Below are 20,421 nucleotides of genomic sequence, written 5' to 3' on the forward strand. Positions count from 1 at the left end.
CTGATTTTCAGTCAATCATCAGTCTGCAGAAAATCCATTATCTAGATAACCTTTGATTCCTCACAAAAAAAATTGAGTTGAGTTTTAAATCACTACCTTCTGAGGACAGAATTAAAACTTCACTATTATGACCACATTTAAAGTAGGCGATCATGTCACATGGAATTCAGAAGCCGGACATGTTTCGGGTAAAATCATCAAAGTGCACCATTCTGATTTCGATTTTAAAGGCTACACACATCACGCCAACAAAGATGAGCCACAATATGAAATTAAAAGTGATAAAACCGATCATATTGCGGCACACAAAGGAACAGCGCTCACAAAAATTTAAGAGGTGCTTTTACAGTGTAAATTTTGTTTTACCTCAACCTCTATTTTTAATACTTATATAAACACGTCACGCTCTTTGAATCGTGGAATATAGGTTGACATCCGAGTTTTTATTAGAAATTTCAATAGTGTAGCTTTTTCTATCAAATAGATATGGGTTGATTGTTTTAAATAGTTTCTATTAAAAATGAAACCATATTAATTTTTAAGCTCTTGGTACCACTACAAACTCTCAACAGACCTTTTAATATATTCGTCTTTATACTCGTGTTTCCATCGTCGATGACTCCATAGGTAATTTTCCGGATTATCAATTATGGATTCCTCCAATTTTCTGGCATAAAGCTGTGTTATCACACCCGTCTTATAAGGTTCAGAAAAATCAAAAAGTCGAGACACTTCCATTTTATAATATCCTCTTTTTTCTCTAACTATGTTTGCGAAAAAGGATCTTGTTCTATTTGAGGCTGTATAAATCTCAGGACCGTTTTGAAAAGCAGTTTTTTGGGATAAAAATGTGGTCCAAAAGCTTTTCATGGGAATATTGGGATTTTGATCCGCAACCAAAATTAACACATGCGGTTGGCTACCCAATTTTTCAATTTCTTTTTTCATGTTTTTTGAAGAGACTAATTTTGAACCAAAACGACCGCGTATCCTCAGCATCAATTTGTCAAACTGTGGGCTTGATATTGGTTTGTAGGCCACAATAATATTGTGATTCAAGCTGCTTGATATATGCGCATTTGCCCATTCCCAGTTAAATTGATGTCCTAAATAAACATGACAGTTTTTGTTTTCGGATACGGTTTTTTCTATTTCTGAATAGTCTACAGTGATGCGCTTGTGCAAGTCCTCCTTGCTTATGGAAAGCAACTTTAAGGTTTCAATAAAATGGTCGCAAAAACTCCTGTAAAAATCCTTTTCTATTTGCGTTCTTTCATTTGCATTTAAGCCGCCAAATGATTTCATAATATGCTTAGAAACGATCGTTCTACGGTATTTAAAAACATAATATAGATTGAAATAGACAAAATCTGAAAGCAAATACAATACTTTCAATGGTAATAGGGACAGTGGATAGAGTATGCCGTAAATCATATGCAGATGATTTTATAATACTAACTAAGCGTACAAATAAAATAAATGGTGTTTGAAATTACTTTCCAACTCTATTTAGTCTATTCGTTCTTTAAGCGATTTCAAAAATCGTTACGATTTATCAAGAGCTTTTCACTTTTATTAAATATCAAATAACAACTCTAATTTAAGCTTTAATTGATTGAATTACATCCACTTCAATATTTTAATTTAATTTAAGGGCAACTTTTTTATAATTGGTTTCAGTGATTTCGCATATTGTTTCTACATCAATATCTAAAAGCACCTCAAAAACTATAGTAGTTTTACATTTTAACCAGCACACTTTTGAAGCCCGCAAATTTATTGAACGAAGATTTCTAATGTAACTTAAAAATGGCCAAGAACACAACAGCTTTTTAGAAAAGCTCTATAATCGGGGGTTTTAAAAATATTTCTAACTTTTTAGCCAATTAACTCCAAAACCTCTGACATATCGCTAAAGGTCAAAGTCGCATGGCCTTCAAGTTCGTTGTTATAGTCATGTGCAGCAAATCCAAAAACATCGAAACCGCCATTTTTAGCAGCATTGACGCCACTAATGCTGTCTTCAATCACAATACATTCTTTGGGTTTAAATCCCATGGTTTCCGCAGCCCAAAGAAAAACCGCAGGATCAGGCTTCCATTTTCTAACGGTAAAACAACTGAAAATTTTATCCTCAAAATGAGGTAATAAACCGGTTAATTCTAAATTGAGCCGAATTTTATTTTCAGGACCGCTTGATGCCACACAAAATGGAATGTCCAAATTTTCCAAAACTTCAGCAATTCCATCTACAGGTTGAATATTTTGTCGAAACGATTCAAAGCTTCGTTCTCTAAACCTTGGAAGAAAATCCTCTGGCAACCTTTGAGGCACCAATTCTGCAATTTGTTCCTGACAGCGCTGCATGGAAGTGCCTTTAAAGTTTTTTAAGGCATAATCCAGATCGATATTAGCTCCCAATTCGTTAGCCATATCTACCAAAACTCGGTTTGCGATGGGTTCACTATCTACTAAAACGCCATCACAATCAAAAATGACGCACTTATACTTAGACATAATTATGGAGTTGAATTGGAAACTTGAAGCAATTTTCCGTTATAAAACTTTTGCCCTTTCAATGAAAAATCGACAATATAATCGGCCATTTCTGCTGGTTTTAAAGGTGCTTTATAACCTGGAAAAGCTTCTTCTAACATTTCGGTTTGAACAGCGCCAAGGGCCAACACATTAAACGCAATCCCGGAATCCTTATATTCTTCAGCAAGTAATTCTGTTAAAGTAATCACAGCAGCTTTACTGGAACTGTAGGCAGCAAGTCCTGGGAACTTCATACTTCCTTGAACACCGCCCATGGAACTTATGGTCACCACATGACTGTTTTTTGCCATATACGGAATCAAAACTCGCGTCAACTCGGCAACGCCATACACATTAGTACGATAGACTTCTTCAAAGTCACTGATTGTCGTTTTTGCAAAAGGTTTATTAAGCACTAGTCCTGCGTTGTTGATCAACACGTCGACATGCTTCCACTCTTCTAAAATAAATGCTTCCACTTTTTGATAGGCCTCCATATCGCCCAAATCAAAACAGAATGCCGTTACATTCTTCAATTTTAAAGCCTTTATAGGGCGATCATTTCGAGACAGTGCCAAAACCTGATGGCCTTGCTTCGCAAATAATTTGACCAATTCATAGCCTATTCCTCTGCTGGTACCTGTTATTATAATATGTTTACTCATTCATTTTAATTTCTTGGGTTGTTGAATTGCTCATGGTTTCAAATGCTGGAATTAATTTATTGACCAAATCGGCCATAAACTCATAATCCATTAATCCGGCTTCATCACCTACTTCATGGTAGTGATCAAAATTAGTAAAATCAAAGGTTGAAATGGCATGACTCGGTTTATTAAAAGCTTTGTAAAACGGATAATTATCAGATCGGTAAAACAACTGAAATTCTTTTGCCTTTGGTAATTCATCCAAAAGAGTATATCCCACATAGTCATTCATTTTTGTGGCCATATTAGAAAGATCATGGCCTGTAAAATAAGCCTCATAATTTTTATCCACCATAGGCACACCAATCATTTCAAAATTGATCATGGCGTAAAGATTGATGTGCTGCTCTTTTAAGCGTTCTGCTAAATGCTTAGATCCTAATAAACCAATTTCTTCACCAGAATAAAGTGTAAAAAGAATACTGCGCTTAATGTTCTTCTTGGTCGCAAAATAGCGTGCCATTGCTAAAACCGCCGCAACACCCGAGGCATCATCATTGGCTCCGTTGGCAATAGAGTCGCCAACAACTGCTTTCACAATGCCGATATGATCGTAATGGGCACCGAGAATGATGAATTCATTTTTCAAAACTGGATCATTGCCTTCGATGTATCCCACAACATTCGATGCGTCCAAGCCATTAGCTTTGTAGTAATCGCGGTAAGTATCAAAATAAGGTTGAACCTTATAGGATTTGAGCTTATTCTCAATATAAACTGCAGCTTTTTCTATGCCTTCTGATCCCGTTGCACGACCTTCCAATTCATCGGAAGCGAGATAATATACCGTTTCTTTAAGTTCATCAGGGGTTACAAAATTCAAGGTCTCAATGTCTGATGGTTGCTCCATCAAAGTAAGATCGTTTCCATCGTTTTCAGAAGACTCCCGTATCTTGGTTTTACAGGAAACCATAATGAGAACGGTACCGATTAATAGAATGTTTTTCATATCCCTTCTTATTCAGTTGTGTCATAAAAAAAATCCTGCTTCATTATGCTGAAACAGGATTTTAATATAGTTATTAATTCATTTTATATAGTGTTTGATAACTCTTGAATGAAGCAAGATAGACGCTCATTCTGACAAAATCAATCACTTTACAATTATATTAACATCGACACCGGATTTTCAATATATCCTTTTAAGGTTTGAAGGAATTGTGCGCCTGTAGCACCATCAACCGTTCTATGGTCACATGCCAAAGAAAGTTTCATAGTTTGGCCAACCACAATTTGTCCATTTTTAACTACTGGTTTTTCAACTATCGCACCAACAGATAAAATTGCTGAATTCGGTTGATTGATGATCGAGGTAAAACTTTCGATACCAAACATTCCTAAATTAGAAACGGTAAACGTACTGCCTTCCATTTCCTGAGGCGTCAATTTTTTGCTTCTTGAACGTCCTGCAAAATCTTTAACTGCTGCTCCAATTTGAGACAAACTCAATTCATTTGCAAATTTAACTACCGGAACTACCAAGCCATCCTCAACAGCAACTGCTACACCGACATGAACATGATGGTTTAAGCGCATCTTATCCGCAAACCATTGTGAATTGACTTGTGGATGTTGTTTCAATGCCAAGGCACAGGCTTTAACAACCATATCATTAAATGATATTTTTGTATCTGGAATTGCGTTGACTTGCTCTCTAAAAGCAATAGCATTATCCATATCAAACTCGACGTTCAAATAATAATGCGGCGCTGTAAATTTAGATTCCGCTAAACGTTTTGCAATCACTTTACGCATTTGCGAGTTTGGCTTTTCCTCAAAATCCTCTTTTCCTGATGTTGCAACCTGTCCAACTGCTGTTGGAGCGGCAATTACTTCAGGAGTATAATTTTCAATATCGCGTTTAATGATACGTCCGTTTTCACCAGAACCTTTAACTTGTGCTAAGTTGATTCCCTTTTCTTCGGCTATTTTTTTAGCCAATGGCGAAACGAAGACACGGCTAGAATCAGAACTTGAACTTGAACTTGAAGTCGAAGTTGAAACTGAACTTGAAGCTTCTTTTACAAGTGGTTTCGTGGCTTCTTTTTGGGGCGCAGCTGCTTTTTTATCAGAACCACCAGTCTTGAAATTTTTGGCTATACCAGAAACATCGGTTCCTTTTGGGCCTATAATTGCCAATAACGAATCGACTTTGGCACTTTCGCCTTCATCTAATCCTATAAACAGCAAAGTCCCTGATTGGAATGATTCGAATTCCATGGTAGCTTTGTCGGTTTCAATTTCTGCAAGGATATCGCCTTCTTCAACGTTATCTCCTACTTTTTTGAGCCATGTTGCCACAGTACCTTCTTCCATCGTGTCACTCAAACGCGGCATAGTTACAACGATAACACCTTCTGGCAAATCATCATTTCCTGAAGTTTCCTCAGCATCGTTTGACGACATCTCTTCGGAAGCCTTAGCCTCAGACTTTTCTTCTTTTTTATCAGATGAACCACCTGCGATTAAATCGGAAATATCTTCGCCTTCTTCTCCAATAATGGCCAATAACTCGTCAACCTTAGTGGTTTCACCTTCTTGGATTCCAATATACAGCAATGTACCTTCATGAAAAGATTCAAACTCCATCGTCGCTTTATCGGTTTCGATTTCAGCCAAAATATCGCCTTCTTGTATCTTATCTCCTACTTTTTTTAACCACGCTGCCACAGTTCCTTCTTCCATGGTATCACTCAAACGCGGCATATTTATTACTTCTGCCATAGCTTATATTTTGTGTTGTATAAATGGATAATCTTCCTGCTCATAAACGGCATCGTACATGACGCTTTTGTCTGGATATGGAGACTCATCAGCGAATTTCTCACATTCTGCAACGAGATCCTTAACACGTTGATCAATTACTTTCAGATCGTCTTCAGTCGCATACTTCTCCTCAAGGATGATATCTTTCACTTGCGTGATTGGATCTATTTTCTGATACTCAGCAACCTCTTCTTTAGTTCTGTAATGTTGAGCGTCACTCATCGAGTGTCCTCTATATCGGTAAGTTTTCAACTCCAAAAATGTAGGACCATCGCCACGTCTTGCACGTTTGATCGCTTCGTCAAAAGCCTCCGCCACTTTTACTGGATTCATTCCGTCAACAGGTCCACAAGGCATTTCATAACCTAAACCAAGTTTCCAAATATCTGTATGGTTGGCCGTACGCGCTACAGACGTTCCCATAGCATAACCGTTATTTTCACAAACAAACACGACTGGTAACTTCCACAACATCGCTAAATTAAAAGCCTCATGCAAAGAACCTTGACGCGCTGCACCATCACCAAAACAACATAAAGTCACGGCATCAATACCATGATATTTATCTCCAAAAGCAATCCCAGCACCTAACGGAATTTGACCTCCAACAATACCATGACCACCATAGAAACGGTGTTCCTTTGAGAAAATATGCATGGAGCCTCCAAGACCTTGAGAAGTCCCTGTAGCTTTACCATATAATTCTGCCATAACACGTCGTGGATCTTCTCCCATACCAATAGGTTGAACGTGGTTACGATAAGCCGTAATCATTTTATCCTTTGTCAGGTCCATGGCGTGCAAAGCACCAGCTAAAATAGCCTCCTGCCCATTATACAAGTGAAGAAATCCTCTTACTTTTTGTTGAATATAGACTGCAGCAAGTTTGTCTTCAAACTTTCTCCAGAACAACATGTCTTCATACCATTTGAGGTAAACCTCTTTTGTAATCTTTTGCATCCGAAATAATTTCTAAAAAATTAAATACTTAATTAGTTCTGTTTAGAGAACTGAAGATCCCGCAACGCGGGATTAGTTCCGCTTTCAGTTTTTGATTCGTTTTTCAAACCCTTAAACTGTGCTTCACTAAACGGATAACAAAAGTAACACATTAAGGAGTAATGAAAAAGCTGAAAATCGTAAAATTTCTACGAAATCGTTATAGAACGCTATTATCAAACACCAAGGGCAGTAAATTGGCCAAAGAATGCGATCGGACTACTTTTCCCACCTCTCCCATATAATAAATTTCAATAGGCGAATCTTGCTTTACTTCATATTCTGCAATGGATTGGCGACAGGCGCCACAAGGTGGAATGGGTTGATCAGTCGTTTTCAATTTTGATCCTGCTATAATCGCCATACGGATGATTTTAACATTGGGAAATTGCGCTCCTGCATAAAAAATGGCGGTGCGTTCAGCGCAAAGACCTGATGGATAGGAGGCGTTTTCCTGATTACTTCCTGTGACAACTTCGTTGTTTTCAAGAAGAATTGCTGTCCCTACACTGAAATTTGAATAGGGAGAATAGGATTTATCTCTAGCTTCCGATGCTTTTGCCATGAGCGCAATGACATCTTTAGGAAGTTCATCTAATGTATCATAGACGTTAAGTATGGTTTCAATTTTAAGTTCCTTCATATATTGTTTATCTATTTTTAAAAATACGATTCATTTTCAAACAAAAAAACTATTGCTTTAAATAACAATAGTTTTTTTGGAATTTAATTTAACTGTTTTCTAATACTCTCTGTATTCACCACCTCCAAAATTGAAAGTCAGAGAAAAACGTAAAGTCCCTTCCAACGGACTTTGAACCTTTGAAGCTGAAAACAAATAAGACATGTCAATATTCATGGAGGTATACTTAAAGCCGGCACCTAAAGCAAAAAATTTACGCCCACCTTTTTCATCACTTTCATTAAAATAACCGGTTCTAAAAGCAAATGCATCTTGATATCTATACTCGGCGCCCAATGCCCAAGTGAATTCTTTCATCTCTTCATTGAAACCTCCCGGAGCATCGCCAAAAGATTGGAAAATTCCCTTTAGAAAGTTCACATCTGGAGATTTCCCTTTAGCAATAATAGTTGGCTCACTTCCATCGGTAGCTTGTTTACCATCACCATTTAAATCAACAAAACCATAAAGAGGTGGTGTTGGAACCAATAGTTTTGTGACCTCAGCGGTTAAAGCCAAGGTGTTGTATTCATCAAAAATAAAATCAAAACCTCCGCCAAGTCTTAAATTGGTTGGCAAAAAGTTTTCTTTTCCGGCATCATTATATTTAATCTTCGGACCTAAATTTTGAATGGCAAAACCTAAACGGGTTCTTCCGTTAAAACTATCATAAGCTTCTTCTTCGCTTTGGTAAAACCCAGAAATATCAACAGCTACTGAACTTGCAGCTTCTGCTGAATTATCCAAGGCTTGAATTTTTAAATCCGATCGCAAATAACGCAAACCCACCGCCATTGAGAATTGATTAGCCAAGCGTAAAGAATACGAAGCATCAATGGTCATCTCATTGGGTTGCGCAATAAGCGCTTCTGAAAATTCATCCTGCACCAATTCTATTTGTCCTAAACTGAAGTATTTAAAACTTGCTGCAAAGGCACTTCTTTCATTGATTCTGTTAAAATAAGTAACGTTTCCTAAGAAAATATCATTAACCAATTTGCTTAGATAAGGCGTATAGCTTACCGCTATTCCTGATTTCGATTCAGAAAAAGCATACTTGGATGCATTCCATTGTTGGGAAAAAGCATCCACAGAAGTTGCCACGCCCATATCTCCCATCCCTGCGGCACGAGCATCTGAGGCAATTAATAAAAATGGAACGCCAGTAGTAATTACTGTCGACTGATTATCAAATATTATCGTTTCCTGTGCAGAAGAAAAACTATAAATGGTTAAGGTGATAACGGCTAAGACGTATTTTTTCATAAGGTCAGTGAGTATTTTATTGGAAGCTTTGATGCCCAAGTATTTAACAAATATAAATTAATATTAAAGTATTACAAGTTTTTGAATCTTTTCAACCTGCTTGTTCAGTTGATTGGATCTTACTTTAAGCTTATAGACGTAAATCCCTTTTCCAATTTTATCTCCAAAATCATCGCGACCATCCCAAACAATATCTCTCGACAGTGCCGAAGCTCCTTCGTTACAACAACCACCTGCATTTGTTTGGCTATTTATGGTCTTTACCAACTTACCGGAAATGGTGAATATCTGTATAGAAACGTCTAAAGGTTGCGAACTATTGTGGTTGAACCAAAATTCTGTGTAATTAATGAACGGATTAGGGTAATTTAAAACGTTTTCAATCTTCAATTCATCATCTTTATCATGCACAACAAACTGAATTTCAGAAACTCCTGAGTTATTATAAACATCCCAGGCTTTAAGTGTTAAAGTATGAAGACCAGGTTCTAAATCCCGAAACGGATAAGTCACCTCTCCTTTAGTATAATCATCCACTTGCGCTTTATAATAATCATTCAGTACAAACGGATTGGTTTCGTCTCCATCAATGATGGCCACAATATCATGCCCGATTCCACTGGCGGTATTGATACCATTTTCGTCTTCCAATTTTGCTAACAATGTGGGCGCTTCATTGGTAATGCCACCAGACACAAAATTCACATCATTCATGTACAATTTCACCACAGGACCAGTAATATCCGTTTGCGCGTTTTTATTGATCCCACCGACCAATACATCAAAGTTTGCACCCGCCTGATCTTGCAAAGGCGTTTCTGATTTTGCATAAAAACTTACTTTGCCTTTCCCTACTGGCACACCAATATCTCTTGGAACGACAAATTCAAAATCAAAAACACCATTTTTAACGCTGGCCTGACCTATAAATATTTTCTCCCCCAAGGTGGTGAAATCCATTTTGATTAATTCTCCATTTTGCCGCGTTCCATTATTTCCCAAGGTTTGGCGTGCAATATTTTTATCGAAAATAGTTGCCGTAAGCACACCGTTGTAACCCTTCATTACATTTCCGGAAGGATCCAAAACTTCGCCCGACATTTTAACTTTACTCAATGCTTTTAAAGTGTCATTAGTTTGACCTAAGGGAACATCATTAATTTTTGTAAGCTGAATATTAGGCTTTGGAAATGCTAATCTCATAGCAGGATCCCCTATAAAAGACACCAAACGTTGTTGCGGAATTCCAGTAATGGCGGGATCTGTTTTTGTGAGACGCAAAGCTTCGGCCATGGTTGGGTAATCGTTGGAATCAAAACCAAAAAGATACTTCTGCAATTTCAAATTAAATGTCACACCGACGGTCACGCTAATTTGTCGCGTGGTAGTGATCAATCCAATGGCTCCTCCTTGTGGATTCCAATAGGTATATTCTCCTGCAGTGGGACGAAAGGGGTTATCAAATCGCGTATATTCACAAGTAACGGTAACAAAACAATTGAACTTGCAGGTGTTTCTTATGTCCTGCGAATCATTCTTATCAAAAATTCGCTCAGATGCCAATCCATCCTCGCCACCATGCCCAAAATAATTGACCACCAAGGCTCCAACTTCCACAGCGTCTTTAATGGCTTTGTTTACAGATGGATAACGTTCGCCACTTGCAGAAGCTTCCTGTTGAAAGGCGTCAGAATGAATTTTTACCACATTTAGAAATGGTTTTTCCGCGGAAATGTTACGACCAATCTCATCGGTAGTTTCCTGTAAAATGCGCTCCCAATCCTGATCAACATCATCGGAAATCACGACAATATTATTTCTCCAGCTGCCATAGGATTCATCTTGATAATATAACTCAATCTTATCCACCATTTCTTTGGCGCGTTGCGGGGTCTCTACCAAAATTCGTCCTACAGCAATATCTAATTTGTTTGAAGTTCCCATATCACCCTCATTTTCATCCATCATCCCATAAAAATCGTCAGAAACGAAAGCATTGGTCAAACTAAAACTTTCCACGGCATGCCATGCAGGAACAATATTGGTGTTGTTGGGAATTCTATCCTTATAATCAAAGGACGCATCGCCAAAAAGACACAGGTATTTCAATCTTTTATCTGGTGCACTCGCATTCTGATACACATAGCGCACTAAGTTTCTGATGGCTGCTACATCTTGATTGCCCGAACTGAATTCCGTGTATATTTCATTGAGCGCCACAACTTTTACATTGAGATTATTTTGAACCCTATTGATTTGTGCTAAGCGTTCGGCTTGAGAAAGGAGATTATTTGGTGAGATGATGATATAGTCCACATCCCTGAACTGCCCTTGTTCATCTTTAAAAATAGTGCCTTTAATATTTTGATTACTAACACTCGTCTTACTATCCCTTTTGGGCTCATAATAATCTGAGGGCGTTACTGCCAGGTATTTTTTGGGAATTCCTGAAACGGATTTAAAGTTTAGTGTTGAACTCCTATCGGGATTTTCCACACTGGTCACATCATATTTATTACTAATATCCCAAATTTCTGAAACTGAAGCGGCATTAGTCATACGATACTCCACAATACCCGGAGTGCTTGCCACCTTATTGTTTTTAAAAATAAGTTGTTTACCTTCAAAAACCAATCCTCGCGTGGCCTCAATGGAGATATAATCCAAATAGCCATAAGAGTTTGGGTTTCCGGAATTATTAAATTTTAAACTGACAATAACGTCAGGCGAACTTAACATGACATTACCATTAAAAGACCTTCCATTGGCCAAAACAGATGAATTGATTGGCGTGAACCCAAAATTTGTCACTACATTCGAATTGACCTTAACCTCCATGTTTGTAGGCCCTTCAGAGGTTGATGCAGCATAAACCTTAAAATGGGCTGGTTCGGTCGTCATAAGATTTGGGAATTTAAATTCAAACTTCTGTTCATTTTCGATATCAAACCTTTCGCCAAACCATCGTCTTCCCAAACGTACAATATTGACATTATCAACTTCATGAAATTGATAATCCTGAAAGGTATTGACCACATACGTTGCAGGCCCAGCAGGCTGTGACAGCTTTTGCATACGTTTACCTAAGCCACCACTCACATTGACATAATAATAACTCTTATCGGTAAACACGTTAAGATTCGTGTTACTATCTTCACTAAACCCCGTTGTTCCTTCAGCATAGAATAAGATATAGTCGTCATTATTGAAAACGCCGTCTTCTTCGCCTATAAATGTCACGGCATTTTCAGTAAGATCAATCGGATAAGGCTCTGAATTTGGCAGTGGCAACATTGCACCGCCATTACCATAAATTTTTATGGTACGTGGATCTACAGAACTTGTGTTGACACCAAGTGAATTCAAAAAACTCTTGGTCAATTTAAAGACACCTGATTTGTCCACATAAAAGCGGTACCAAGTTCCTGAATTGAGCACTGAATTACTTATCGCGTTGGTTCGATTGGCATAACTGTTAGGACTTCGATTGGCCAAAGTATTATATAAGATCGTAAACGAAGTGATTTTCTTGTAAATTCCATTCTCCTTAATAATAGGAGTCAATTCCAAGTAGGCATTGGTCTTTTCCCTAGCGATCGTATTCTCAAAAAGCAACTGTGGTGTTGTTGGAATGGTTTCCTCAGGAACGGATTTCAATTCATCGGCTGAAATTACGGCATAGGAAACGTTAGAAAGTATGACCGAATTTTTATTGATATTTCCATCAGAAACCCATTCGGCAAAAAACTTTAGTCCGGAGCGCATGTCAAAACTAAAATGGTCTTTATCAAAAGACGGCACCGTTATAGATGAGGAGCCTGTTTCCAACACCATAGCTCCGTTCCATTTAATGTCAAACCGCTTCTCTTGGCCAAGACTTGTCGCTGATATTAAAACAAAAAATAATAGTAACTTTATTCTCATGAGCCTGTATTGATCTTTATCAAAAAAACACCTCAATTTCATTCCTTGCCTGCAACGTAACCCTCTAAATATATGGAAATAATAACGGTTGCTCATGGTTGTTATTATGAGATTTCTAGTTTTTATCCAAAACTACAACAATATTTAATTTCTTACGTCGTTATTAAAACATCAAATACATCGACGAAATCGCCAAAAATCCGACGTGATGTCCAAAAAAAGGGATGAAATGCAACATTTTTTGCATCTATTTGGAAAAAACGCTTGTTCGTTTCTCTTTAATTACTATATTGCGTCACTAAATTTAATCAACTTACTTAAAAAGTATGGCTATGAAAGACATCATTAATATAAGGATTGCATTTGCCCTAATGCTCTCTTTAGCAATGGTTGGGTGTAAAAGGTCTTCTTCATCAAACCAATCCAGAGCTACTGGATGGAAAATCAATGATAAGAATGGAGGCTTTCAATACAACACCAGTTTTAAAGAACAAGAAACCTCTCCGGGTTTAGTTTTTGTTGAAGGTGGTACCTTTACCATGGGCAAAGTGCAGGATGACCCAATGCATGATTGGAACAACACCCCGAGCCAACAGCACATTCAGTCCTTTTATATGGATGAAAGTGAGGTTACCAACAAAATGTACTTAGAGTATTTGGATTGGATCAAGCGTGTATATCCGCCAGATGATCCTAATTTCAAATTGATCTATCAAAGTGCTTTACCAGACACCTTAGTTTGGAGAAACCGTCTTGGTTATAGCGAAATGATGACTGAAAACTATTTGCGTCACCCAGGTTATGGTGAATACCCTGTGGTTGGTGTAAGTTGGATTCAAGCAGTTGATTTTGCGAGCTGGAGAACAGATAGAGTTAACGAATTGTATTTGGAGAAAGGTGGCTATTTAAAACGAGATGCACGTATAACAGATGTGAATGCCGATGCTAATTTCAATACAGATACATATATCAATTCACCTAGCTCAACTTACGGTGGCAACGCTGAAATCCTTGAGGGTGGCAGAAAAAGACGACAAACTGATGCTGAAGGCAATCCTATTAATGTCTATGCAAAAAGAGAATCTGGAATTATATCTCCAGAATACCGTTTACCTTCTGAAGCCGAATGGGAATATGCAGCCCTTGGCTTGAATGAATTAAGAAACTACAACACCATTCGTGGTAGAAAAAAATACCCTTGGAGTGGCCAATACACACGTTCTGGAAAAAGACAGACTAGAGGTGATCAATTAGCAAACTTCAAGCAAAGCAAAGGTGATTACGGCGGAATTTCAGGTTGGTCTGATGATGGCGCTGATATCACAAATAAAGTAAAATCCTATTTGCCCAACGATTTTGGAATTTATGACATGGCCGGAAACGTTGCCGAATGGGTTGCCGATGTTTACAGACCGATTGTTGATGATGAGTTTAACGATTTCAACTACTTCCGTGGTAACGTTTACACTAAAAACGCAATCAACGAAGATGGTACCGTAAAAGTGGTCACTGCTGAAGATATTGTTTATGATACTTTAAGCAACGGAAAAGTTGTTCCGAGAAATCTACCAGGAACTATTTTGCAAGTGCCTATCAGTGCTGATGATGCTTACCTAAGAACGAACTTTGACACAAGTGATAACAGAAACTTTAGAGATGGCGACAGAAAATCATCACGTAACTACAGTGATAATTTTGATGACGTGGAAGCCAAAACTAACGTTTCTAGCACCAGACAGATGTACAATTCTCCAAAACATCAAGTAACTACCGATTCAACTGGAGCAATTGTTAAATTATATGACAAATCGAATGACAGAACTTCTTTAATCAATGATAACGTAAGAGTTTATAAAGGTGGTTCTTGGAAAGACAGAGTTTATTGGATTGATCCAGCACAACGTCGTTACTTCCCACAGGATATGGCCACTGACTATATTGGTTTTCGATGCGCAATGTCAAGAGTAGGTTCAAAATCAAAAAGTTCAAATAAAACAAGACACTAGTTTTTAAATTACTAAAAATCATAAAAGTCCTAACGCTGAGTTAGGACTTTTTTATTACATTTATTTCATGATTACAGAAACACTTTACCAGCATTTTAAAAAATGCACTGTGGTTTGCACCGACACAAGAAAAATTGAAAAAGACTGTCTTTTTTTCGCACTTAAAGGAGAAAATTTCAACGGCAATCAATTTGCAAGTAACGCCTTAACCTCTGGGGCGAAATACTGTGTAGTTGATGAAAAACAGTATGCCACAGATGACCGGTATATATTAGTTGACAACGTTTTGGAAGCTTTACAAGAGCTTGCCACTTTTCATAGAAACCAATTGAACACTCCTATTATTGCCCTTACTGGAAGTAACGGAAAAACCACTACCAAAGAATTAATTAATGCTGTATTGTCCAAAAAACATAAAACGACGGCAACCCAAGGCAACTTAAATAATCATATAGGCGTCCCTTTGACCCTACTACAAATGAACGAAACCACCGAAATTGGCATTGTGGAAATGGGCGCCAATCATCCGAAAGAAATTGAATTGTTATGTAAGATTGCGCAGCCAGATTATGGCTTAATCACCAATTTTGGCAAAGCGCATCTTGAAGGTTTCGGCAGTATAGAAGGTGTCATCAAAGCAAAATCAGAATTGTATGATTACTTGAAAACACATCAAAAAACCATCTTTGTTAATGAAAATGATCCCCTTCAAGTTATACAGACCGAAGGTTACGATCAGGTTTATACCTTCGGATTGCTGACTTCCGCCAATACCATGTTGGAAATTATCGACACGCAACCCTACGTGACGCTACGTTATAATGACTCGGTAATTAAAAGTCAACTTACGGGCAACTATAACTTTAATAACATTTCCGTCGCTATTGCCATTGGTTCTTATTTCAAAGTGGATCCTAAAGACATCAAAAGTGCCATTGAAAATTACACTCCAACCAATAACCGATCACAAATTTTAGAGAAAGGCAGCAATACCATAATTATGGATGCCTATAACGCCAATCCAACGAGTATGCTGGCCGCTCTAGAAAATTTCAAACAACTACATCAAGAGCGTAAAACGATTTTTTTAGGTGATATGTTTGAACTGGGCCAGACAGCCGAAAGCGAACATCAGTTTATTGTAGATTATCTTGAAAAAAACGACTTTGGAAAAGTCTATCTGATTGGAAAGAATTTTTTCAAAACGAAAGTCAATCTCGAAAAAATCAAAAAGTTTGAGACTTTCGACGATGTAAAATTTAATCTTAAAAACCATCCGGTTAAGAATTCATTTTTGCTGATCAAAGGCTCTCGAGGGATGGCTTTGGAACGGATTATAGAGCTTTTGTAATAAAAGACATCGCCTTCCATCCCAATCCATATCAAAAGATGCTAAAGCTTTTGAGTTTTCACTCCAAAAGAAAATTAAAGCCTTAGCGTTGAAAATTTGAACGGTAATGGAATCGATAATTACAAAATTTACATAAAACAGAGCGATTATTCATCTGACAGAATTCCAGCAAGATTTTTCCTCTTCATTGTATAAAATTCTATATCTTTAGGTGATAACAAACCCCCTATAAAACACTTAAAGGCTTCCTATGGAACATTTTCTTTATCATATAAAATGGAGAGGGAAGCTTCTGAGTGATGCGGTTTAGGCCATAATAAAGGTAATTTGATTGAGCATCTAGTCGCGTTAAGAGAATCATTTTTTTGGTTCCAGCACTATAAGGCTTCCGTTAAACTCCTCGTTAAAAACTGCGGACGACTTCAAAGAAAAAGAGCACACTAACGAGAACGAACAGCCCTAAAATAAATATCTCATAGTTTCAGACGCAAGTGAAGGTATTAATTTCTATGGTAAATTTGGACAAAAGAAGGTCATATAAGTAAGGTAACCAATTTGCGGCTGAAGTGACAATTTAGATTACCTTAACATAAGGATCAGTCTAGGCGCAAAGAGTCTTCTTTGGTTCTGACACAAGATATTAAATTGTTTCAAATGTATTTTTGGTATTTAATGTAAATTAAAAAAGATCTCCTGCTTAGAGGGATTCAATTAACTGGCAAAATTAATATCATGAACATTACAAAAATTTCATTTAAGATCAAAGAGCGTCTCGATGGTTCAAAAATAACTGAGCATTATATTGACATCAAAGATCATATTGAGTCTAATAATGACCTTTCCTCAATAGCTTTGGACCATTTACTCTTACATGTTAAGAAAAATGTCCCATATTATCGAGCTAATGATTTCGAAAACCTGAACCACTTCCCTATAGTTAATAAGTCTATAATAAGATCAAATTTTACAGAATTCAGAGCCATCAATTTTAGAGAAAGAGACTTAATTAAAATGACAACATCTGGTTCAACGGGAACCCCCTTTACAATTTATCAGGATAAAAATAAAAAATCACGAAATTATGCAGACGCTCTCTATTTTGGAAATAAAGGTGGCTATCATTTAGGAAATAAACTGGTTTACTTAAAGATCTGGCTTAAGGATAAGATGCACCATTCTTTGCAATATAAATTGCAAAATATTTCGACAATAGATGTTAAGAATTTGACGGACGCAAAGATTAAAAAATTAATAAAGGAATTTAAAAACAAATCACACGAAGTCCATTCCGTTTTAGGTTATGTTTCAGCCTTAGAGCAAATTATTAGATATTGCGAAAAGCATCATATAAATGATTTGCACTGTAAATTTTCAGGAGTAATTACTATGGCAGAAGGACTTTCTAGTGTGACGCGTGGGAAACTTCAAAAATTATTTAAATGTCAAGTTGTTTCGAGGTATAGCAATTTAGAAAATGGTATTATCGCTCAACAAGAAATTGATAGTGACGACTTCCTAGTAAATACTGCTAGTTATTTTGTCGAAATTTTCCATCCAGAGCATGATGAACCGATTGAAGATGGCTACCTCGGCCGTATTGTTTTAACAGATCTATACAATTTCGCGACGCCTATAATTAGGTACGATACCGGAGATATGGGTATTAAAGTTAAGCGCGATGGAAAAACTTTTCTCACCACTGTTGAAGGTCGTAAGGCAGACATTATATTTAATACCTCTGGAGAAATAACATCTACATACATCGTTCCTACCACCATTTGGAACTATTTGGAAATAGAACAATTTCAACTGCTACAAGTTGGCGAAAAATCTTATGTATTTAAAATCAACTGCCCTAGAGGTTTTACAAAAGAGAAACAATTAGTGAACGAATTTAAAGCCCATTTAGGAATGGACGCAGAATTTAAATTCATTTACGTTGATGGTATCCCTTTATTGAATTCCGGCAAACACAGGCAAACTGTAAATTTGCATGTGAAAAACTCAGATTAAAAAAGGGTTATTGGTTCTTTTATTGATTTTTCCCATTAATTTTTCAGCACCTAGATTTGAAATCTATAAATTTTTTGAAGATGCGTTCCTAAGATGCCGTTACCCCTTTTCTCATCACTGCTCTTTCGCTTTTTTAACAATTGCTTTAAGCCGTTCTTTCCGAAGTTCCTTTTCAGCTTTTTTCTTATTTATTTTTCGATTAAGAAGTTTCGTGTGCTTGGCCTTATTCTTGGTGTTTTTTTGACCTTTGGGTTTCGCCATGGGAGTATATTTAAGGGATTTGATCCGATTTACATTTTTAGGTTTTTGGGTTTAACCCTTATTCGTTTGGCTCAATATGAATGAGCACGTGTCCTAAGCTCGGTATTTGTTTTCGTAAATAATCTTTTAATTGATGTGCAATATCGTGTCCGGCTTTTACCGAAATTTCGCCATCCACAATGGCGTGCAAATCCACATTAAATTTCATACCCGCTTTTCGAACAAAACATTTTTCTGTACCCATAACGCCCTGTACTTCGATGGATTTTTCCCTAATTTCCATGATTAGGTCATCATAAAGCTGTTCATCCATAACCTCGCCTAAAGCTGGTCTTAAAATTAAGTAGCTATTAAATAAGATAAAGCCCGAAGCAAATAAAGCGGCCCAATCATCGGCGTTTTCATAACCTTTCCCAAATATGATGGCAATAGAAATTCCTATAAAAGCCATGACCGACGTTATGGCATCACTTCTATGATGCCAAGCATCAGCCTTAAGTGAAGAGCTCTTTGTTTGTTTACTTTTCTTAATAACAATTTGAAATGACAGTTCTTTCCAAACAATGATAAGCCCCAACACAATCAAAGTCCAAGATTCTGGGGTTTCATGAGGCGTTTGAATGTTTTGAATACTTGTATAGGCTATTATTGTTGCAGAAACAACAAGAAAGGCAACCACAGCAAATGTAATTAACGGTTCAATTTTCCCATGTCCATAGGGATGGTTGTCATCCGCTGGCCGTTTGGCATATTTAAAACCTATTAAAACTAATAGTGAAGCAAAAATATCTGTTGTCGATTCAATGGCATCGGCAATTAGGGCGTAAGAATTACCAAAAAATCCCGCAAGTCCTTTTATTATGGCTAACACAGTATTTCCAATGATACTGAAATAAGTGGTGCGTATGGCCGTTTGCTCGTTTTTCATTCTGTTTTTTGGATGCCTAATATCTTTTTGTGTCTAGCGATATTTTATAACCGACGCTCATTTAAAAATATAACAGCTTGATAAAAATTAAATCTTAGTGGAACCTTCAAGACCTGTGAGAATTTATAAAAAGCTTTCCGCTAATTTTTAGATGATAAAGATAAATCTTTTTAGGATGTAATGAGAGAGGTTTTTAGGTATATTGCTTCTTGCAAACCGGCAAGTCTCGCGGCTTGGGCTTTACTGAAGTTCAATTATTTGGATTAACTACGTTGTTCCAGATCAAGACCGCTTCTGAAAATAAAATCCCGTGCGCTGAGCAGTGCACTGCGATTTTTGTTTCCTGCAAACCTTCAAGTCTCGTGGCATTGAGTTTTACTGAAGTTCAATTATTTGAATTGGCTGCGCTGTTCCAGATCAAGATGGCTTCCGCAAATAGAATCCCGTGCACTTAGCAGCGCACTGCGATTTTTGTTTCCTGCAAACCTTCAAGTCTCGTGGCATTGAGTTTTACTGAAGTTCAATTATTTGAATTGGCTGCGCTGTTCCAGATCAAGATGGCTTCTGCATATAGAATCCCGTGCACTTAGCAGCGCACTGCGATTTTTGTTTCCTGCAAACCTACAAGTCTCGTGGCATTGAGTTTTACAGGAATTCCATTATTTGGATTAGCTGCGCTGTTCCAGATCAAGATGGCTTCTGCAAATAGAATCCCAAAGTGCTGAAAAAGCACTTTGGATTTTTGTTTCCCTCAAACCTTCAAGTCTGACAATTGATTTCAATTATAATTTAAGCAATGGATTAACTGCGTTGATCCAGATTAAGATCCCTTTTGCAAATAGAATCCCGCGCGCTTAGCAGCGCACTACGGATTTTTGTTTCCTGCAAACCTTCAAGTCTGACAATTGATTTCAATTATAATTTCAGCAATGGATTAACTGCGTTGATCCAGATTAAGATCCCTTTTGCAAATAGAATCC

Annotated in this window: 16 protein-coding genes; 4 read left to right on the plus strand and 12 right to left on the minus strand. The window is 37.3% G+C overall.

Annotation, left to right across the window (positions count from 1 at the left end):
* The first annotated feature begins 127 nt into the window (after positions 1-127).
* Positions 128-334, plus strand: coding sequence for a hypervirulence associated TUDOR domain-containing protein (locus tag ACOH2D_RS17115; RefSeq protein WP_348035343.1), 207 nt, complete (start codon positions 128-130; stop codon positions 332-334).
* A 221-nt stretch (positions 335-555) separates the two neighbouring features.
* On the opposite strand, the gene ACOH2D_RS17120 is transcribed toward ACOH2D_RS17115, so the two are convergent.
* The 9 genes from ACOH2D_RS17120 to porU all read right to left on the minus strand — a co-directional run bounded on the left by ACOH2D_RS17120 (position 556) and on the right by porU (position 12,882).
* Positions 556-1,434 carry a lysophospholipid acyltransferase family protein gene (locus ACOH2D_RS17120; RefSeq protein WP_449536008.1) on the minus strand — a complete coding sequence of 293 codons (879 nt, stop codon included), beginning with the start codon at positions 1,432-1,434 and terminating at the stop codon, positions 556-558.
* Positions 1,435-1,878: 444 nt separating this feature from the next.
* On the minus strand, positions 1,879-2,517 hold the full coding sequence (locus tag ACOH2D_RS17125; RefSeq protein WP_348035341.1) for an HAD family hydrolase: 639 nt from the start codon (positions 2,515-2,517) through the stop codon (positions 1,879-1,881).
* A gap of 2 nt (positions 2,518-2,519) precedes the next feature.
* The gene (locus ACOH2D_RS17130; RefSeq protein ID WP_348035340.1) at positions 2,520-3,203 is read right to left on the minus strand and encodes an SDR family NAD(P)-dependent oxidoreductase; all 684 of its coding nucleotides are present in this window, start codon (positions 3,201-3,203) and stop codon (positions 2,520-2,522) included.
* Entirely contained in the window at positions 3,196-4,194 is a 999-nt protein-coding gene (locus ACOH2D_RS17135) for a M28 family metallopeptidase (RefSeq protein ID WP_348035339.1), read from the minus strand. The genes ACOH2D_RS17130 and ACOH2D_RS17135 overlap by 8 nt, the downstream gene beginning before the upstream one ends.
* Positions 4,195-4,349: 155 nt before the next feature.
* Positions 4,350-5,969 (minus strand): pyruvate dehydrogenase complex dihydrolipoamide acetyltransferase, encoded by a 1,620-nt coding sequence (locus ACOH2D_RS17140; protein ID WP_348035338.1) that lies wholly within the window; start codon positions 5,967-5,969, stop codon positions 4,350-4,352.
* A 3-nt stretch (positions 5,970-5,972) separates the two neighbouring features.
* Complete coding sequence (pdhA, locus tag ACOH2D_RS17145; RefSeq protein ID WP_348035337.1) at positions 5,973-6,971, minus strand: pyruvate dehydrogenase (acetyl-transferring) E1 component subunit alpha; 999 nt, start codon at positions 6,969-6,971, stop codon at positions 5,973-5,975.
* A 199-nt stretch (positions 6,972-7,170) separates the two neighbouring features.
* Complete coding sequence (cdd, locus tag ACOH2D_RS17150) at positions 7,171-7,653, minus strand: cytidine deaminase (protein WP_348035336.1); 483 nt, start codon at positions 7,651-7,653, stop codon at positions 7,171-7,173.
* Between the two features lie 99 nt (positions 7,654-7,752).
* The gene (gene porV, locus ACOH2D_RS17155) at positions 7,753-8,958 is read right to left on the minus strand and encodes a type IX secretion system outer membrane channel protein PorV (RefSeq protein WP_348035335.1); all 1,206 of its coding nucleotides are present in this window, start codon (positions 8,956-8,958) and stop codon (positions 7,753-7,755) included.
* A gap of 63 nt (positions 8,959-9,021) precedes the next feature.
* Positions 9,022-12,882 carry a type IX secretion system sortase PorU gene (gene porU / locus ACOH2D_RS17160; RefSeq protein WP_449536009.1) on the minus strand — a complete coding sequence of 1,287 codons (3,861 nt, stop codon included), beginning with the start codon at positions 12,880-12,882 and terminating at the stop codon, positions 9,022-9,024.
* Between the two features lie 326 nt (positions 12,883-13,208).
* Between porU and gldJ the strand changes: the two genes are divergently transcribed.
* The 3 genes from gldJ (at position 13,209) to ACOH2D_RS17175 (ending at position 18,252) form a co-directional block, all read left to right on the plus strand.
* Positions 13,209-14,888 carry a gliding motility lipoprotein GldJ gene (gldJ, locus tag ACOH2D_RS17165; RefSeq protein ID WP_348035333.1) on the plus strand — a complete coding sequence of 560 codons (1,680 nt, stop codon included), beginning with the start codon at positions 13,209-13,211 and terminating at the stop codon, positions 14,886-14,888.
* 67 nt (positions 14,889-14,955) lie between these two features.
* Positions 14,956-16,239 carry a UDP-N-acetylmuramoyl-tripeptide--D-alanyl-D-alanine ligase gene (locus ACOH2D_RS17170; protein WP_449536010.1) on the plus strand — a complete coding sequence of 428 codons (1,284 nt, stop codon included), beginning with the start codon at positions 14,956-14,958 and terminating at the stop codon, positions 16,237-16,239.
* Positions 16,240-16,971: 732 nt separating this feature from the next.
* Positions 16,972-18,252, plus strand: a complete 1,281-nt coding sequence (locus ACOH2D_RS17175) for a phenylacetate--CoA ligase family protein (RefSeq protein WP_449536011.1) — start codon at positions 16,972-16,974, stop codon at positions 18,250-18,252.
* Between the two features lie 114 nt (positions 18,253-18,366).
* Here ACOH2D_RS17175 and ACOH2D_RS17180 read toward each other — a convergent pair whose 3' ends face one another.
* The 3 genes from ACOH2D_RS17180 to ACOH2D_RS17190 form a co-directional block, all read right to left on the minus strand.
* Positions 18,367-18,513: a hypothetical protein gene (locus tag ACOH2D_RS17180; protein WP_348035330.1), complete on the minus strand. Its 147-nt coding sequence runs from the start codon at positions 18,511-18,513 to the stop codon at positions 18,367-18,369.
* Positions 18,514-18,571: 58 nt separating this feature from the next.
* Positions 18,572-19,441, minus strand: a complete 870-nt coding sequence (locus tag ACOH2D_RS17185) for a cation diffusion facilitator family transporter (RefSeq protein WP_348035329.1) — start codon at positions 19,439-19,441, stop codon at positions 18,572-18,574.
* Between the two features lie 586 nt (positions 19,442-20,027).
* On the minus strand, positions 20,028-20,174 hold the full coding sequence (locus ACOH2D_RS17190) for a hypothetical protein (RefSeq protein WP_449536012.1): 147 nt from the start codon (positions 20,172-20,174) through the stop codon (positions 20,028-20,030).
* Between the last annotated feature and the right edge of the window lie 247 nt (positions 20,175-20,421).

The organism is Gelidibacter sp., from assembly GCF_053579655.1.

Coding starts and splice junctions, on each gene's coding strand:
- ACOH2D_RS17175 (WP_449536011.1), top strand. CDS start 16,972: ATGAACATTACAAAAATTTCATTTAAGATCAAAGAGCGTCTCGATGGT.
- ACOH2D_RS17120 (WP_449536008.1), bottom strand. CDS start 1,434: ATGATTTACGGCATACTCTATCCACTGTCCCTATTACCATTGAAAGTA.
- ACOH2D_RS17180 (WP_348035330.1), bottom strand. CDS start 18,513: ATGGCGAAACCCAAAGGTCAAAAAAACACCAAGAATAAGGCCAAGCAC.
- ACOH2D_RS17115 (WP_348035343.1), top strand. CDS start 128: ATGACCACATTTAAAGTAGGCGATCATGTCACATGGAATTCAGAAGCC.
- cdd (WP_348035336.1), bottom strand. CDS start 7,653: ATGAAGGAACTTAAAATTGAAACCATACTTAACGTCTATGATACATTA.
- gldJ (WP_348035333.1), top strand. CDS start 13,209: ATGGCTATGAAAGACATCATTAATATAAGGATTGCATTTGCCCTAATG.
- porU (WP_449536009.1), bottom strand. CDS start 12,882: ATGAGAATAAAGTTACTATTATTTTTTGTTTTAATATCAGCGACAAGT.
- ACOH2D_RS17130 (WP_348035340.1), bottom strand. CDS start 3,203: ATGAGTAAACATATTATAATAACAGGTACCAGCAGAGGAATAGGCTAT.
- ACOH2D_RS17135 (WP_348035339.1), bottom strand. CDS start 4,194: ATGAAAAACATTCTATTAATCGGTACCGTTCTCATTATGGTTTCCTGT.
- porV (WP_348035335.1), bottom strand. CDS start 8,958: ATGAAAAAATACGTCTTAGCCGTTATCACCTTAACCATTTATAGTTTT.
- ACOH2D_RS17170 (WP_449536010.1), top strand. CDS start 14,956: ATGATTACAGAAACACTTTACCAGCATTTTAAAAAATGCACTGTGGTT.
- ACOH2D_RS17125 (WP_348035341.1), bottom strand. CDS start 2,517: ATGTCTAAGTATAAGTGCGTCATTTTTGATTGTGATGGCGTTTTAGTA.
- pdhA (WP_348035337.1), bottom strand. CDS start 6,971: ATGCAAAAGATTACAAAAGAGGTTTACCTCAAATGGTATGAAGACATG.
- ACOH2D_RS17185 (WP_348035329.1), bottom strand. CDS start 19,441: ATGAAAAACGAGCAAACGGCCATACGCACCACTTATTTCAGTATCATT.
- ACOH2D_RS17140 (WP_348035338.1), bottom strand. CDS start 5,969: ATGGCAGAAGTAATAAATATGCCGCGTTTGAGTGATACCATGGAAGAA.